Origin of the sequence: Paenibacillus pabuli (genome assembly GCF_039831995.1) — a bacterium.
In the GTDB taxonomy this organism is placed as follows: Bacteria; Bacillota; Bacilli; order Paenibacillales; family Paenibacillaceae; genus Paenibacillus; species Paenibacillus pabuli_C.
Window position 1 is genome coordinate 1,136,147 of sequence record NZ_JBDOIO010000004.1, and the last position, 14,430, is coordinate 1,150,576.

The window sequence follows — 14,430 nt, forward strand, 5'->3', positions numbered from 1 at the left end:
TATGCAAGGTTACACAATTTCTATTTACAAAGCGAGGTATATCAATGAGCGATCACACACATGAACACGGCGATGCCTGCGGCTGCGGTCACGACCATGACCACGACCACGAGCATGAAGAAGTTCTTCTGACTCTGACAGACGAGAACGGAAATGACGTGGAGATGGTTTTGGTGGAGACGTTTGACGTGGAAAACCATGTTTATGCGCTCCTGCTGGAACGTAACAATCCTGAAGCTGACGGCATCATTCTGCGTATGGAAGAAGAAGACGAGGAAATGGTGCTCTACAATATTGAAGACGAAGCCGAGTGGAACCGCGTTGAAGCGGCATACAACGAACTCGTCGCAGGACAAGAGTAACTTTTTTTGTGCAATAGGACAACGAGGCTCCTTGATTTCAGGGGGTCTTTTGTTTGTTTTCACGCTTTTAAAAGCAACAAAAAGGACCAAGCCGGAGCTTGGTCCTTCGATATCATTACCCATGGAGTGGATCGTTAGTAGAGATCGTTAGAAAATCGCATCTGCTTCCACAATGACTTTGACATTGGTGACACTGCGGTCTTCAGGACCTTTTACCGGCAAACCAACCTCTACATGGTCGATAATGTAATCAATGTTCTCTTGAGTAATAACTTCACCCGGCAGCAAAATCGGAATTCCAGGCGGGTATACGTAGATAAATTCAGAGATAATACGTCCTGCAGATTCTTTGAACGGAATGACCTCCGTATCCCCGTAGAATGCATCACGCGGCGTGAGCATCAATTGTGGAACGTCTGGAACCTTAACCACAAGTTCATGTGCAGGGTTAACCTGATAATACGTCCGGGACAGATCCTGCAGTGCGTTCAGCAAGATGTCCACCGATTCATCCGTATCGCCAGGGGTGATCAGGCACAGAATATTATACATATCACTGAGCTCGACCTCAATATTGTAATGTTCACGCAGCCAGTTCTCGGTCTCATAACCTGTGATGCCCAGATGGCGAACATGAATGGTTACTTTGGTTGGATCATAGTTAAAGGTTGCCTCCGTGCCGAGCAGCTCTTTGCCGAAGCAGTACAGCCCGTCAATGTCGTTAATGGTACGTCTCGCGAACTGGGCCAGATCAATTGCCTTTTGAGCCATTTCGTGACCGTGCAGCGCCAGATTGCGTCTAGACGTATCAAGTGAAGCAAGCAAGATATACGAAGTTGACGTTGAAGTCAGCATACTGAGAATGGTCTGTACACGCTGCGGATTCACGAATCCGTTTTTAGTGTTCAGATTCAGCACGGAACTCTGTGTCATGGAACCGCCGAGTTTGTGCACACTTGTCGCAGCCATATCCGCTCCGGCAGCCATTGCAGATAGTGGCAGTTCCTCATGGAAATGAATGAGTACGCCATGTGCTTCATCCACAAGTACAGGCACCTGATAGCTGTGTGCGAGTTCAACAATCTCTTTTAGGTCTGTACATACACCGAAGTACGTTGGATTAATGACCAGCAATGCCTTGGCGTCCGGATGACGCTCAAGCGCACGTCGTACAGCACCTGTAGTCACGCCATGATCGATACCGAGGTTGGCATCCTGTGCGGGAGATACGAATACAGGCTTCGCTCCTGAGAAAATAATGGCAGACATGACCGATTTATGAACGTTACGGGGCACAATAATTTTGTCACCCGGTTCGCATACGGACAGAATCATGGTCATGATTGCACTGCTTGTGCCTTGCACACTAAAATAGGTATGATCGGCTCCGAATGCATCGGCTGCCAGAATCTGCGCTTCCTCAATGACACCGGTTGGCTGATGAAGGTCATCCAGCGGAGCGATGTTGATCAAATCTATGGAAAGGGCATTATCGCCGATAAATTCACGAAATTCGGTATCCGTTCCCAATCCTTTTTTATGTCCCGGGATATGAAATTGCACCGGATTGAGTGCCGCGTGGTTTTTTAAAGCGGTAAACAGCGGCGTACGGCGGTGATCCATCAGTGCTGTCACAACCTTTCCTGATAAAATGTCAAACAAAGATGAGTATAGCAAATTAGGAACCGAATGCAAGCGGTAGGCTTGACAAATTTTCAAATTGCTAAGATTTGGGCGTATCCCTGACGGTTACAGTATGGATAGGAGATGGGCCGGTGAACACCGAAAGGGGAATAAGAAATGCAGACAGACATAAAACCAGCCAAAATTTTGCGATCACCGTTTTTTATTGCAATGTGGCTGACACTTTTTTTGGTTGAAGTGATTAAAGGAGCACTGCTGGTCGCCATCCTGCCGGTGTATATGGATAATATTTTGGGCTTGTCCGCAGGGGTGATTGGGGTGGCCTTTGCCCTTCAATACCTGGGTGACAATCTGTTCAGGGCACCATCGGGATGGGCGGCAGAACGCATCGGGTTTCGGGTAACGATGGTGACAGCCCTGATCTGTACATTAATTGCGGTAATCATGATTATTTTTTTCAAAAGTGCATTTGGACTGGCTATGGCCTGTCTGATTCTTGGCGTGGGAACATCACCGCTCTGGCCCTGTGCCATGACGGGGGTGACTGCCCTGTCAGGACCTCAAAACAAAAACGGAACAGCCATGGGGGCACTGGAAATGGCCGCTTTGGGTGGAACCGGACTTGGACCGGTGGGAATGAACTGGCTGCTTGAACGTACCGATCACGATTATCGTACCGTGTTTCTAGTGCTTCTCGGATGTGCCGTTCTCGTTATTTTGGTCGCCATGATTCTTCCGGGCCGGGTGGTGGTGGAAGGACAACAGCATGCCGCAGAGGAAACGACAGGGGCAGCGGTTAAATATCCACCGAAACCCAATCTGCTTACACCGCTAATCAGGCTCAAAAATAGTGTACAGGGGACCCTGCAGCGGGTACGCAGCACGCTAAATGTGAATCCGCTGGTATATCCTGCCCTGTTTATGCAGTCCTTTGTAATAGGCCTTCTCAGCCCGGTTATTACGTTGTATACCCGAACAGACCTGCACATTTCGCCAAACCTGTACAGCCTGCTGCTGATCGCAGGCGGCGGAATAACGGTTATTGCCCTGCTTCCGGTGGGTAAAATGGTGGATCGGTTCGGGACATCGATATTTCTGCATATTGGCTTTTTACTGGCCTCTGCAAGTCTGTTTGCATTTGCGTCGATCACATCCATTCCGGTCGTTTTTGGCATTGTCATGATGGTAGGGGTGAGTTATGCCATGATTCTTCCTGCCTGGAATACATTCGTGGCTACCCTCATACCGAAGGGGGAGCGGGGAGCCATCTGGGGATTTTTCCTCACTCTTCAGGGGTCTGGCATGGTTGTGGGTCCAATCGTTTCCGGGTTGCTATGGGACCACATCAGCCACCCGGCTCCGTTCATCGGAAGTGCTGTTGTTATGGCAGGGCTTGCGGTTGTGCATTTTGTGTTATCGCGAAGACCGTATCGCACAGCTCCTGCCAAATGAACATAAAAGGAGTTCCTATACCGGGTTTGGACCCGGTGTTGGAACTCCTTTTGGTTATGCAGGCTCCAACATTCCCAGAGTGTCTCTCTCTGAAATGTGGCTGCTCGTATTTTTCTGAACCCATTAAGCAAAAGACATCTTGTATAGCGGGAGCAGCGTTTGAAACGTCGAACGTACCGTTTCCACGAACCTGTCCCCATCAGCAACAAGCGGATCATCCCGATCAATACGCAGACCGCACATCACCTCGGCCTTTTTTACCGTCTTCAATTTCGTAATGATTTGATCAAAATCCTCATCCTGCATGTCCTTTTGCAGTGTACCGTGAGGCGCCATATGATCCATGGACCAGTAATACGCTCCGGGCAGGCTGCTGCGTACTTCCTTCAGCTGGCGTTCAAGACCCTCTGCAAACGTCGTTTTGTTGGGACTTTCGTAGATGATGGCAAATATGACAAACACATGTGTATCGAACATGCCCACTTCGAAGTGAGGCAGTGCTTTATATCCCCGTTTGGAAGATGCCCAGGCTACCCACGTATCTTTTGGCGGATTGACGGTGCGGCGTGCGTGTTTGGCCACGTGCACAAACATCTCTTCTCCAATTAACTCCGTGAGAAAAGGCGTAAGCTCGGCACCGAGATCTTCCAGCTTAGGCCGGACCCGTTCAATCAGCATTTCCATACGCGGCTCCAGCCCGGGAACCTGAAACACATCAAAATCGTTGCTGTTAAACCCCGAGAAAGTCATCGGTATTCCTCCATTTCGCGACCATTATATCATGAATTTCGGGGGCTTGCCCCTGTGTATCCGCGGAAACATCGATTCCCCTAACGCATTCGATGAAAAATAGTCAAATAACCAAGTACCCTTACATAAAATGAAGTATAAAATAGGGTAAGCCGATACGGAAGAAGCAATGGAAGAAGAGGACCGGAACACATCCGGTACAGATGGAGGGGAGTGCCGTGAATAAGAGTTATGAAGTTGAATATTGCAATCTGGAGCTGCGGTTCAACCGCCGGCATATCCAAAATTTGATCAAAGACCTTATTCGTGAAGGGTATTCACTATATTGGAGCGAGGACGAATCCTTTTTTATTCTGTCTGTCCGCACCGGGCGCAAACTGGTAAAGCTCCGTTTTCAACAGACACGCAGCGGGAATTACAAGATGACAGGGGACTACATCATCAAGGACGCCAAGCTGGCGGAATGGCTTGAGAAGCTGATTGGAGATACGCGCGGGCATGCTGTCGTCAAACGTTTCAAGGATCAGCAGATGACCGTGGAGAACATCCTGTTTGGTGAGGTTATACGTCTCGTGGAAGTATCCGGATTCAAACAACGTGTCATTTTTCAAAAGGAACCCGCGCCGACGGCGGAGGAGATGGAAGAGATGTTTCTATCGCGAGAAGGTGAGGAGCGTCTCATGCTCCTGCGGATGGAAATTGATGATGAACTGGAGCGTCTGCACGCTGCCATTCAGATGAATAATGCGGAGAAAGCGGACATCTGCCGTGAAACATTAAAGCGTCTGTCCGGGCATATGCTGATGCTCGAAGGTTAAGCACGAAGGCCGTATTTATGAAAATACGATGAACACCTCAGATATTTGGGGTGTTTTCTCGTTGCGCAGCAGGGGACGGGGTTCACTTCCATGCGTAAAACCGTTAAAATGGGGGTATTGTTGAGAGTCAATTTCAATAAAATTATTGGAGCAAAGGATGGAGGACCCAGATGGCAAAACAACAGATCGGTGTCATTGGACTTGCAGTAATGGGCAAAAATTTGGCCCTTAACATTGAAAGCAGAGGCTTCACGGTGTCGGTATTCAACCGTTCCCCGGAGAAAACCAATGATCTTCTGAAAGAAGCTGAAGGCAAAAACCTCACAGGCACGTTCTCCATTGAAGAATTCGTGGCATCCCTGGAATCCCCGCGCAAAATTTTGATCATGGTACAAGCCGGTAAAGCGACCGACGCGACCATCGAATCATTGCTGCCTCACCTGGATGAGGGCGACATCATTATTGACGGAGGGAACGCCTACTTCCCTGACACCCAACGCCGCAGCAAAGAGCTGGAGGAAAAAGGCATTCGCTTTATCGGTACTGGCGTATCCGGCGGTGAAGAAGGTGCGTTGAAAGGCCCTTCCATTATGCCGGGTGGACAGGAAAGTGCGTACAAGCTGGTTGAACCGATTCTGACAGCCATCTCCGCCAAAGTTGGCGATGATCCTTGTTGTACATATATCGGACCGGATGGTGCCGGACATTACGTCAAAATGGTGCACAACGGTATCGAATACGGAGATATGCAGTTGATTGGTGAAGCTTACCACCTGCTCAAATCCGTTCTGAATGTTTCCGTAGAGGAATTACACGAGATCTTCACGGAGTGGAACCAAGGCGAACTGGACAGCTATCTGATCGAAATTACGGCAGATATCTTCTCCAAATACGATCCGGAAACCGGCAAACCCATGGTTGACGTTATTCTGGATGCGGCCGGACAAAAAGGAACAGGCAAATGGACAAGCCAAAGTGCGCTGGATCTCGGCGTGCCACTGTCCATGATTACGGAATCCGTATTCTCCCGTTTCCTGTCCGCGATGAAGGACGAGCGTGTAGCTGCGAGCAAAATCCTGAACGGACCGAAGACTGAAGCGTTCTCCGGAGATAAAAAAGCGTTCATCGAGAGCGTACGTAAAGCTTTGTTCGCAAGTAAAATCGTATCCTACGCACAAGGCTTCGCCCAAATGCGTGCGGCTTCCGACGAATATGGATGGGATTTGAAATACGGCAACATCGCGATGATCTTCCGCGGCGGCTGCATTATCCGTTCACAGTTCCTGCAAAACATCAAAGAAGCCTATGACAAAGATGCAGAACTCAAAAACCTGCTTCTGGATCCATACTTCCAAAACATCGTTGAATCCTACCAGGATGCTTGGCGTGAAGTCGTAGCCGCTGCTGTAAAACAAGGTATTCCGGTACCTGGCTTCTCCAGCGCCCTGTCCTACTATGACAGCTACCGTACAGAGCGTTTGCCTGCAAACCTGCTGCAAGCGCAACGTGACTACTTCGGTGCTCACACGTTCAAACGTGTGGACAAAGAAGGCAGCTTCCACCACAACTGGATGGAATAGTTTATTCATATTCTAAGCTTTAGAGCTTTAATATTAGGTTGGTGTGCTCCCGATACTGCTTCGGGACATCCTTTCTTGAAGAATGGCCTGGAGTTCCGGTATGCCGGACGCTTCCGGGTCATTTTTCATTGCAGAGCCTAATTCCCCATTAGACCTGTCTCCCCAAAGGCTATGGCCTTCCCCAGTCAGCAGGGCTGTGTTATGATAGGACAAAAGTGCTCATGAAATGCTTGAGATAAAGGAGTGTACACCCTTGAGCAAATCTAACAATATTATTCTCATAGGCATGATGGGAACCGGCAAATCAACGGTGGCAGACATGCTTGCACGCGAGCTGGGTTACAAGCTGATCGATGTGGATGCCGCGGTGGAGAAAGAGGAAGGCTGTACAATTCCGGAGTTGTTCACAAGCAAAGGAGAGTCATATTTCCGCGATGCCGAGAGCCGCATGTTATGTTCGGTTCTGGAGAAGAAGTCACAGGTGATTGCAACCGGAGGCGGAGTGGTGCTGCGTCCTGATAACTGTGATGTAATGTCGAAGAACGGTTGGGTTGTTGCGCTGACTGCGGACCCCGCGGTGATCGTACAACGCGTAAGCGGCTGTGATAATCGTCCACTTCTGGCTGGTAATGCTGAGGAACGAATCCAGACCATTATGGAGGAACGGAAGGACGCCTATCGGTTTGCACATTACACGGTGGATACAACCGAGTTATCCGCAGCTGAAGTGTCTCGTCTTATTTTAGCGCATTACCGCGTCTAAGCTTGTGTTCACTGCATTTTGGTGTCTGACATACGGTAAGGGGGAATTGTGGGGATATAACAAAACGGGCCAGATGGCCCGTTTAAAACTGACTGTAGTGGAGCGGAATCCAATGGCTTATAGGATGAGTTGCCTGGTTACAGTTCCTGACATCTCTTCGATATGGTTCTGCTCCGGATAGCTTAGTCTTCCTGCTCCCATTGCAGCATGCCGCCAACCATGTTGGTACAGCCCTCATAACCGAGCTGCTGCAGATACTCACCTGCACGTTCGCTGCGGTAACCGCTGCGGCAGATCAGAATGATTTCGCCGGACTTTTTAATTTCGGACAATCTGTCCGGAATTTGTCCAAGCGGGATGTGCTTGGCTCCTTCAATCATGCCTTGCGCGACTTCCTCGTCCTCACGGACGTCTATCATCTGAAGCTTCTCTCCCGCCTGCAGGCGGCGACGCAGCTCGGATGTTTCAATTTCAGCTATTTGAGTCATATTCAGGTCCTCTTTTCTGTATGGACTTAACGCCTATAATGATACCCAAGCATTGTGGGGGATGTCAATTTGGCGAATGACTTATTGCTATGTGTAACAGATATATGAAGCAGCTTAATCTGATCAATGAAGGAGAATTCATCCATGGACGTAATTGTTAAACCAACCCCTACCCTGAACGGGGAAATTGGAGCTCTGTCTTCCAAAAACTATACAACCCGCTACCTGCTCGCAGCAGCACTGGCAGAAGGTACAAGCACAATTCATTATCCGGCTCACAGCGAAGACAGTGATGCGATGCGCAGATGTATCCGTGATCTTGGAGCCGTACTTGAAGAAGATGACAGCAAGATCGTCATTCAAGGCTTCGGCAGCCATCCTCGTGATGTGCGCGAGTTGAATGTAGGCAACGCAGGAGCAGTGCTTCGCTTCCTGATGGGGGTAACCGCGCTCTGTCCTGAAGTTACCTTTGTGAATACCTATCCGGATTCGCTTGGTAAACGTCCGCATGACGACCTGATTGATGCTCTTGGTCAGCTCGGAGTAGAAGTACAGCATGAACAAGGACGACTGCCGATCACGATCAAAGGCGGTAATGCCAAGGGTGGACATATCCGTGTGTCCGGATCGGTCAGTTCCCAATATTTGAGCGCATTGCTTTTTGTCACTCCACTTCTTGCCGAAGACAGCACGATTGAAGTACTGAATGATCTCAAGTCCAAAGTGGTGATTGGCCAGACGCTCGAAGTGCTTGAACAGGCAGGGATCGTCATTCATGCAAGCGATGATTATATGTCTTTCCGCGTACCTGGTGGTCAGGCTTATCAACCACAAACGTATACGGTTCAGGGAGACTATCCTGGCTCGGCTGCGGTCTTGGCGGCAGCGGCTGTTACACAATCCGATGTGAAGATTCTGCGTCTGATGGAGCAGAGCAAACAGGGAGAACGTGCTATCGTTGACGTTCTGCGCATGATGGAAGTGCCACTGACACATGAAAACAATGTGGTACATGTTCAAGGTAACGGGAAGTTGAAAGCCGTAGAATTTGACGGGGATGCAGCGACAGATGCAGTTTTGGCGATGGTGGCCGCGGCAGTATTTGCGGAAGGGACCTCACGGTTCTATAATGTAGAGAACCTGCGCTACAAGGAATGTGACCGAATTACGGATTATCTGAACGAGCTGCGTAAGGCTGGAGCTAACGTGGAAGAGCGTCAGGCCGAGATTATCGTTCACGGACGCCCGGAGGGCGTTGAAGGCGGCGTAGAGATTAATGCTCACTTCGATCATCGCGTCATCATGGCATTGACCGTAGTTGGCCTTCGTTCCAAGGAGCCGCTTCGTATTCGGGATGCACACCACGTAGCCAAGTCATATCCACAATATTTCGATCATTTGCAGGCGCTTGGCGCTTCAGTTCAATGGGTAAAAGAGTAAAATAACACGTTAAGCAGAAAAGGATGGTGCTTGAACATGGAATTTAACAACCCAACTCGCGAAGAAATTGGGCAACTTTTACGCAAGGCAGGCAACATCGCAGTCGTCGGCTTATCGGACAAATCGGATCGGACATCCTATATGGTAGCGGAAGCCATGCAGAGCAGAGGATATCGGATCATTCCGGTTAATCCACAAGCACAGGGAGAGATCCTTGGTGAGAAAGTATATGCAACCCTCGCGGATATTCCCGAGCCCGTGGATATTGTGAATGTGTTTCGTCGCAGTGAATATACCCCGGAAGTAGCTCGTGAAGCCGCAGCCATCCAAGCAAACGTATTGTGGCTCCAGCTGGGTATTCACAATGATGAGGCTGTACAGATTGCGGCTGAGAACGGAATGACGGCGGTAACGAATCGCTGCATCAAGGTGGAGGACTCCATCGTTCTGCGCGGTGCCGGACGCGGTTAAGCGAATTGAATAGACCCGAGTCCCGTTAACTTCAAGTTAACGGGATTTTTTCTGTTCTACAGGGCTGCAGATGATCCTTCAGTTTGAACTGGATTTTTGCCATCAGAACGTATGCTGAGTTGGTCATTTCGTCGTGCGTTTGAAGAGTTTACGGCAAATTTCCAGCAGCTTACCGTTTTGCTTTGACAAAACGTTTCGTAAAGCTTACCATCTAGGATAGAAAGGAGAGGTCGCCATGAATTGGCTCGGATCCTTGCAGCAGCTCGGACGAGCGGTAATGCTGCCTACAATGGTCCTGCCCGCAGCCGCAATTTTGCTGAGTGTTGGCAGTTTGCCCTGGGACGCCTGGGGATTGAAAGTTGTTGGTGAAGTGTCTACCGTGGCCGGACACGGTATTTTTTATTTTTTGCCGTATTTGTTTGCTGTCGGTGTAGCATTGGGACTCTCCAACCAGGCCGGACAAGCGGGACTTGCCGCTTTAGCCGGTATCGTTATATATGATCAGGTGACTCGCCATTTCGGGGATGGAACCGTTCAGCCAGCTTCATTAATCGGAATTATTCTCGGCGCTTTGGCCGGGGTGACACATAATCGGTTCAAAAGCATCAAGCTGCCGGAGATATTGCAATTTTTTGGCGGCTCCAGGTTTGTTTTGCTTATCGTTGGGCTGTGCTCGGCGCTGTTTTCCTGTTTCATGCTGTGGCTTGCCCCCATATTGCAGCATGGACTGAATGCAATCGCCGCGTGGGAATACAGTCTCGGCGGTTTTGGTTTGTTCATTTACGGAGTTCTTTACAGAGTACTGGTGGCTTTTGGACTGCACCACTTGCTTAACAATGTGTTTTGGTTTCAGCTCGGGACGTATGAAACGCCGGATGGTTACATTGTGCAGGGAGATCTGCCACGCTTTTTTGCAGGCGATCCAACCGCGGGTTACTTTATGGCAGGCTTGTTTCCCATCATGATGTTTGCCATACCTGCGATTGCCTTTGCGATTATTCAGGAGGCAAGGGAAGATCTGAAACCGAAGATCAAAAAGACGTTTCTCACTTCTGCGCTGGTTTGTTTTCTGACGGGGGTTTCCGAGCAGATTGAATTTGCCTTTTTATTTGCAGCACCTTATCTGTTTATTGTACATGCCGTTATGTCGGGACTTGCGATGTGGATTGGTTACTGGCTCGATATCAGGCACGGATTCTCCTATTCCGCCGGCATTATCGATTACATACTCAATTTCCATCTATCAGAGAATGCTTGGAAGCTCATACCGATTGGCATACTATATGGGTTGGTTTATTATTTCCTGTTCCGCTGGGCCATTCGTACGTTCAAGATCCCAACGCCAGGACGTGAAGAAGGCTCCATGCTGGAGGATTGGGTGGGGAATATTCCTTATCAGGCACCGCTGATCCTGGAAGCATTGGGTGGCAAGGAAAACATCGTACAAGTTGAGGCATGCATCACACGGCTTCGTCTGACGGTGCACAATGACCGTCTTATCGATACGGGAGCCATGAAGAGTATGGGGTCTGCCGGGCTGATCAAGCTCGGTGGCGGTAACGTCCAGGTTGTGTTTGGCACGTATTCGGAGTTGATCCGGGAAGAGATTGCGAAGCTGCTTGAGAGGGATTTGCCGCAGGTCCTGTTCTGTGCACCGGTACAAGGCAAAATGCTGCCGATTGAAGAGGTGCCTGACCAGATCTTTGCGGCGAAGCTTGTTGGAGATGGCGTGGCCTTTGTTCCGGAAAAAGGAGAGCTGGTATCGCCTGTTTATGGAACGATCATGCATTTGTATCCAACGATGCATGCTTTGGGCATTTCAACCCGGGAAGGACTTGAGGTCCTGCTTCATATCGGCATCGATACTTCACAGCTGAAGGGGCATTTCGAAGCCTTCGTTCAGGAAGGCGATACCGTGGAGCCAGGACAGCTGTTAATCAAGTTTGATCTGGCTGTATTGCGGGCCGAGGCAGCATCGCTAACTACACCGATGGTTATTACGAATCCGGATCGTGTCAAATCATGGAGTTTTGCTCCATTTAAGCATGTCAAGAAAGGTCAGGCATCCGTCATGTCCGTGGTGCTCTATGACAGGAACGTTGGAGGGGTAGAATGAAGATACAAGGCATCAACGGAGCTGCAGGCGTAGCCATCGGCAAAGCATTTGTCCTGCCCAGTTGGGAATGGGATCTGCCGGACCAGAAGATGGATTCGGTGGATCTCGCCCAGGAGTTCGAACGGCTGTATGAGGGAATACGGACATCGAAGGATGAGATCGAATTTATCAAGAATGAGTTCAAAGAAGTCGTAGGTCCGGAAGAGTCCAGCATTTTTGATGCACATCTGGCCATTCTGGAAGATCCGGTATTCATGAACGAGATTCGCGGCATTATTGAACGGCAGTACAAAGCGGCAGAAGTGGCGGTAAAAGAAGCCATTGACCATTTTGTCACCATGTTTGATTTGCTGGATGATGAATATATGAAGGAACGGGCGATCGACATCAAGGATGTTGGTAACCGATTGTTGAAGCATCTGCTGGGAGCCCCGGAGATTACGCTCCCTTCGGATACTCAGCCCTATATACTTGTAGCCAAGGAACTGTCTCCATCACAGCTGGCACATCTGAATCCCAGTCACGTACTGGGCATTGTGACCCTGATCGGTGGCAAAACGTCACACTCGGCGATTATGGCCCGTGCGCTTGGCATCCCCCTCGTTTCCGGTTTGGAAGCGAGTGTTGGCATGCCGGTGGAGACAGGGGATATGTTAGTGGTGGATGGTGATAACGGCTTGGTATTTACGGAACCGGATCGCAAGACGATTGAACGGTACACCATGATTCGCAGCAAACAGCTGAAGAAAAAGGAGCAGCTCCAGGTACTCGCTACAGTGGATGCAGTCACGAAAGACGGTGCAGTGCTGCATCTGGCTTCGAACATCAGCTCCGTGAAGGAGCTGGATCTGGCTCTCAAACACGGGGCTAAGGGGGTAGGCCTGTTCCGCACGGAATTTTTGTACATGGACCGCGCCACCTTTCCGGGTGAGCAGGAACAGTATGAGGTATACCGTCTGGTGGCAGAGAAAACGGCAGGTCAATCCGTGGTCATTCGTACATTGGATATCGGCGGTGACAAACAACTCGATTATTTTGAACTGCCTGAAGAGGATAATCCATTTTTGGGTTATCGGGCCATCCGGATCAGCCTGGATCGCAAGGATCTGTTTAAGACACAGCTCACAGCGATTCTACGGGCCAGTGCTGCAGGAAACGTCAAAATTATGTATCCCATGATCTCCTCCGTGGAAGAACTCAGACAGGCCAATGAGATTCTGCGGGAAGCCATGTCCGATCTGGATGAACGTCAAATCGCTTATGATCCTCACATTAAAGTGGGAATCATGATTGAAGTGCCTGCAGCCGTCATGATTGCGGACCTGCTTGCCGAGGAAGCGGACTTCTTCAGCATCGGGACAAATGATCTTGTACAGTACGTACTGGCTGTAGATCGTATGAACGAACAGATTGCTCATATGTATCATCCGTATCATCCGGCTGTCCTGCGCATGCTGCGTGCAACGGTGGACGCTGCTCGCACAGCTGGAATTGAGGTTAGTGTGTGCGGGGAGATGGCAGGAGACGAACGTTCCGTTCCGCTTTGGCTGGAGCTGGGCATTCGTAATCTGAGCATGTCACCGCAATCTCTGCTGCGGGTGAAGCACAGGGTGCTGAACACATCAGCTGCGGACGCCAAAGAAGCGGCACGTGACTGCTTTGCGCTGAGAACAAGCGCAGACATCGAGCAGCGTTTGCAGGTTTATAATGATTCGACAGGAAACCCTGATGAACAAAGTGGATCCAATGCTTCTTGAATCAGTTGATTGCATGAAATACCTTTAAATTAAATATATTCAATTTTATTCCATTTAAGCGAATATAAAACAAAACAAGCCCTCGCCATGAGCGAAGGGCTTGTTTTGTTTTATGGTTTTACTTTTCAGCAAGTGCATCACAAAATGCTTTGCCATAGGGTGGGAGATCAGGCGGACGACGAGCCGAGATGATATGTCCATCGACAACAACGGCTTCATCCTTCCAAATTGCTCCGGCATTCTCCATGTCATCTCGAATGCCTGGTGTGGACGTAACGGTGACCCCATCCAAAATTTTGGCGGAAATCAGCACCCAGCCAGCGTGACAGATCTGTCCGATCGGCTTGCGATCTGCATGCATGTCCTTCACCAGTTCAAGCACTTTCGGATAACGGCGAAGCTTGTCAGGTGCCCAGCCGCCTGGCACGAGAATGCCATCATATTGTGAACTGTCCAGTTCATCGAAGCTGTACTCCGCTTCAGCGGGAACTCCGTACTTTCCAATGTAAACTTTTCCTTTTTTCTCTCCGGCTAGATGTACTTCAGCGCCTTCTTCGCGGACACGATGTACCGGGTACCACAACTCCAGATCCTCAAATTCTTCATCGACCAGTGCGATGACTTTTTTTCCTGTTAATCTCACAACCATCTCTCCTTTTGCGGTGATTAGGATGTCGCAACTTATATTGTAACAGATTCTGTATGGCACTTCATGATTGTGCATATTCCTTGTTCAGATAACGGTTACATATAATGAAAGCCTATATTCGACAACCTGCATCTGGGGGG

General features: G+C 49.5%; 13 protein-coding genes. 9 read left to right on the forward strand and 4 right to left on the reverse strand.

Annotation, left to right across the window (positions count from 1 at the left end):
* Window positions 1-44: 44 nt before the first annotated feature.
* Window positions 45-362 carry a DUF1292 domain-containing protein gene (locus tag ABGV42_RS24735; RefSeq protein ID WP_095290091.1) on the forward strand — a complete coding sequence of 106 codons (318 nt, stop codon included), beginning with the start codon at window positions 45-47 and terminating at the stop codon, window positions 360-362.
* Window positions 363-509: 147 nt separating this feature from the next.
* On the opposite strand, the gene ABGV42_RS24740 is transcribed toward ABGV42_RS24735, so the two are convergent.
* Window positions 510-1,985: an aminotransferase class I/II-fold pyridoxal phosphate-dependent enzyme gene (locus ABGV42_RS24740; protein ID WP_095290184.1), complete on the reverse strand. Its 1,476-nt coding sequence runs from the start codon at window positions 1,983-1,985 to the stop codon at window positions 510-512.
* 177 nt (window positions 1,986-2,162) lie between these two features.
* Here ABGV42_RS24740 and ABGV42_RS24745 point away from each other — a divergent pair, with 177 nt between their 5' ends.
* The gene (locus ABGV42_RS24745; RefSeq protein ID WP_347384116.1) at window positions 2,163-3,458 is read left to right on the forward strand and encodes an MFS transporter; all 1,296 of its coding nucleotides are present in this window, start codon (window positions 2,163-2,165) and stop codon (window positions 3,456-3,458) included.
* A 123-nt stretch (window positions 3,459-3,581) separates the two neighbouring features.
* Here ABGV42_RS24745 and ABGV42_RS24750 read toward each other — a convergent pair whose 3' ends face one another.
* Window positions 3,582-4,208 (reverse strand): YktB family protein, encoded by a 627-nt coding sequence (locus ABGV42_RS24750; protein WP_347384117.1) that lies wholly within the window; start codon window positions 4,206-4,208, stop codon window positions 3,582-3,584.
* 218 nt (window positions 4,209-4,426) lie between these two features.
* On the opposite strand from ABGV42_RS24750, the gene ABGV42_RS24755 reads away from it, so the two are divergent.
* The 3 genes from ABGV42_RS24755 (at window position 4,427) to ABGV42_RS24765 (ending at window position 7,369) form a co-directional block, all read left to right on the forward strand.
* A complete protein-coding gene (locus ABGV42_RS24755) occupies window positions 4,427-5,026 on the forward strand; it encodes a hypothetical protein (protein WP_347384118.1) in 600 nt (199 codons plus the stop codon).
* A gap of 170 nt (window positions 5,027-5,196) precedes the next feature.
* On the forward strand, window positions 5,197-6,606 hold the full coding sequence (gene gndA, locus ABGV42_RS24760) for an NADP-dependent phosphogluconate dehydrogenase (RefSeq protein ID WP_347384119.1): 1,410 nt from the start codon (window positions 5,197-5,199) through the stop codon (window positions 6,604-6,606).
* A gap of 253 nt (window positions 6,607-6,859) precedes the next feature.
* Complete coding sequence (locus ABGV42_RS24765; protein WP_347384120.1) at window positions 6,860-7,369, forward strand: shikimate kinase; 510 nt, start codon at window positions 6,860-6,862, stop codon at window positions 7,367-7,369.
* Between the two features lie 182 nt (window positions 7,370-7,551).
* Here ABGV42_RS24765 and ABGV42_RS24770 read toward each other — a convergent pair whose 3' ends face one another.
* Window positions 7,552-7,857, reverse strand: a complete 306-nt coding sequence (locus ABGV42_RS24770) for a rhodanese-like domain-containing protein (RefSeq protein WP_347384121.1) — start codon at window positions 7,855-7,857, stop codon at window positions 7,552-7,554.
* A gap of 144 nt (window positions 7,858-8,001) precedes the next feature.
* Between ABGV42_RS24770 and aroA the strand changes: the two genes are divergently transcribed.
* The 4 genes from aroA to ptsP all read left to right on the forward strand — a co-directional run bounded on the left by aroA (window position 8,002) and on the right by ptsP (window position 13,641).
* Entirely contained in the window at window positions 8,002-9,297 is a 1,296-nt protein-coding gene (gene aroA / locus ABGV42_RS24775) for a 3-phosphoshikimate 1-carboxyvinyltransferase (protein ID WP_347384122.1), read from the forward strand.
* Between the two features lie 36 nt (window positions 9,298-9,333).
* The gene (locus ABGV42_RS24780; RefSeq protein WP_347384123.1) at window positions 9,334-9,768 is read left to right on the forward strand and encodes a CoA-binding protein; all 435 of its coding nucleotides are present in this window, start codon (window positions 9,334-9,336) and stop codon (window positions 9,766-9,768) included.
* A 235-nt stretch (window positions 9,769-10,003) separates the two neighbouring features.
* Window positions 10,004-11,884, forward strand: a complete 1,881-nt coding sequence (locus tag ABGV42_RS24785; RefSeq protein WP_347384124.1) for a glucose PTS transporter subunit IIA — start codon at window positions 10,004-10,006, stop codon at window positions 11,882-11,884.
* Window positions 11,881-13,641 carry a phosphoenolpyruvate--protein phosphotransferase gene (gene ptsP, locus ABGV42_RS24790; RefSeq protein ID WP_347384125.1) on the forward strand — a complete coding sequence of 587 codons (1,761 nt, stop codon included), beginning with the start codon at window positions 11,881-11,883 and terminating at the stop codon, window positions 13,639-13,641. Before ABGV42_RS24785 ends, ptsP begins: the two co-directional genes overlap by 4 nt.
* Before the next feature lie 118 nt (window positions 13,642-13,759).
* Here ptsP and ABGV42_RS24795 read toward each other — a convergent pair whose 3' ends face one another.
* Window positions 13,760-14,290, reverse strand: coding sequence for a type 1 glutamine amidotransferase domain-containing protein (locus ABGV42_RS24795; RefSeq protein ID WP_095290198.1), 531 nt, complete (start codon window positions 14,288-14,290; stop codon window positions 13,760-13,762).
* Window positions 14,291-14,430: the final 140 nt, after the last annotated feature.

What these genes read in the sequence shown, in the direction of transcription:
- ABGV42_RS24735 (WP_095290091.1), top strand. Translation starts at nt 45, where the DNA reads ATGAGCGATCACACACATGAACACGGCGATGCCTGCGGCTGCGGTCAC.
- ABGV42_RS24740 (WP_095290184.1), bottom strand. Translation starts at nt 1,985, where the DNA reads ATGGATCACCGCCGTACGCCGCTGTTTACCGCTTTAAAAAACCACGCG.
- ABGV42_RS24745 (WP_347384116.1), top strand. Translation starts at nt 2,163, where the DNA reads ATGCAGACAGACATAAAACCAGCCAAAATTTTGCGATCACCGTTTTTT.
- ABGV42_RS24750 (WP_347384117.1), bottom strand. Translation starts at nt 4,208, where the DNA reads ATGACTTTCTCGGGGTTTAACAGCAACGATTTTGATGTGTTTCAGGTT.
- gndA (WP_347384119.1), top strand. Translation starts at nt 5,197, where the DNA reads ATGGCAAAACAACAGATCGGTGTCATTGGACTTGCAGTAATGGGCAAA.
- ABGV42_RS24770 (WP_347384121.1), bottom strand. Translation starts at nt 7,857, where the DNA reads ATGACTCAAATAGCTGAAATTGAAACATCCGAGCTGCGTCGCCGCCTG.
- aroA (WP_347384122.1), top strand. Translation starts at nt 8,002, where the DNA reads ATGGACGTAATTGTTAAACCAACCCCTACCCTGAACGGGGAAATTGGA.
- ABGV42_RS24780 (WP_347384123.1), top strand. Translation starts at nt 9,334, where the DNA reads ATGGAATTTAACAACCCAACTCGCGAAGAAATTGGGCAACTTTTACGC.
- ABGV42_RS24785 (WP_347384124.1), top strand. Translation starts at nt 10,004, where the DNA reads ATGAATTGGCTCGGATCCTTGCAGCAGCTCGGACGAGCGGTAATGCTG.
- ptsP (WP_347384125.1), top strand. Translation starts at nt 11,881, where the DNA reads ATGAAGATACAAGGCATCAACGGAGCTGCAGGCGTAGCCATCGGCAAA.
- ABGV42_RS24795 (WP_095290198.1), bottom strand. Translation starts at nt 14,290, where the DNA reads ATGGTTGTGAGATTAACAGGAAAAAAAGTCATCGCACTGGTCGATGAA.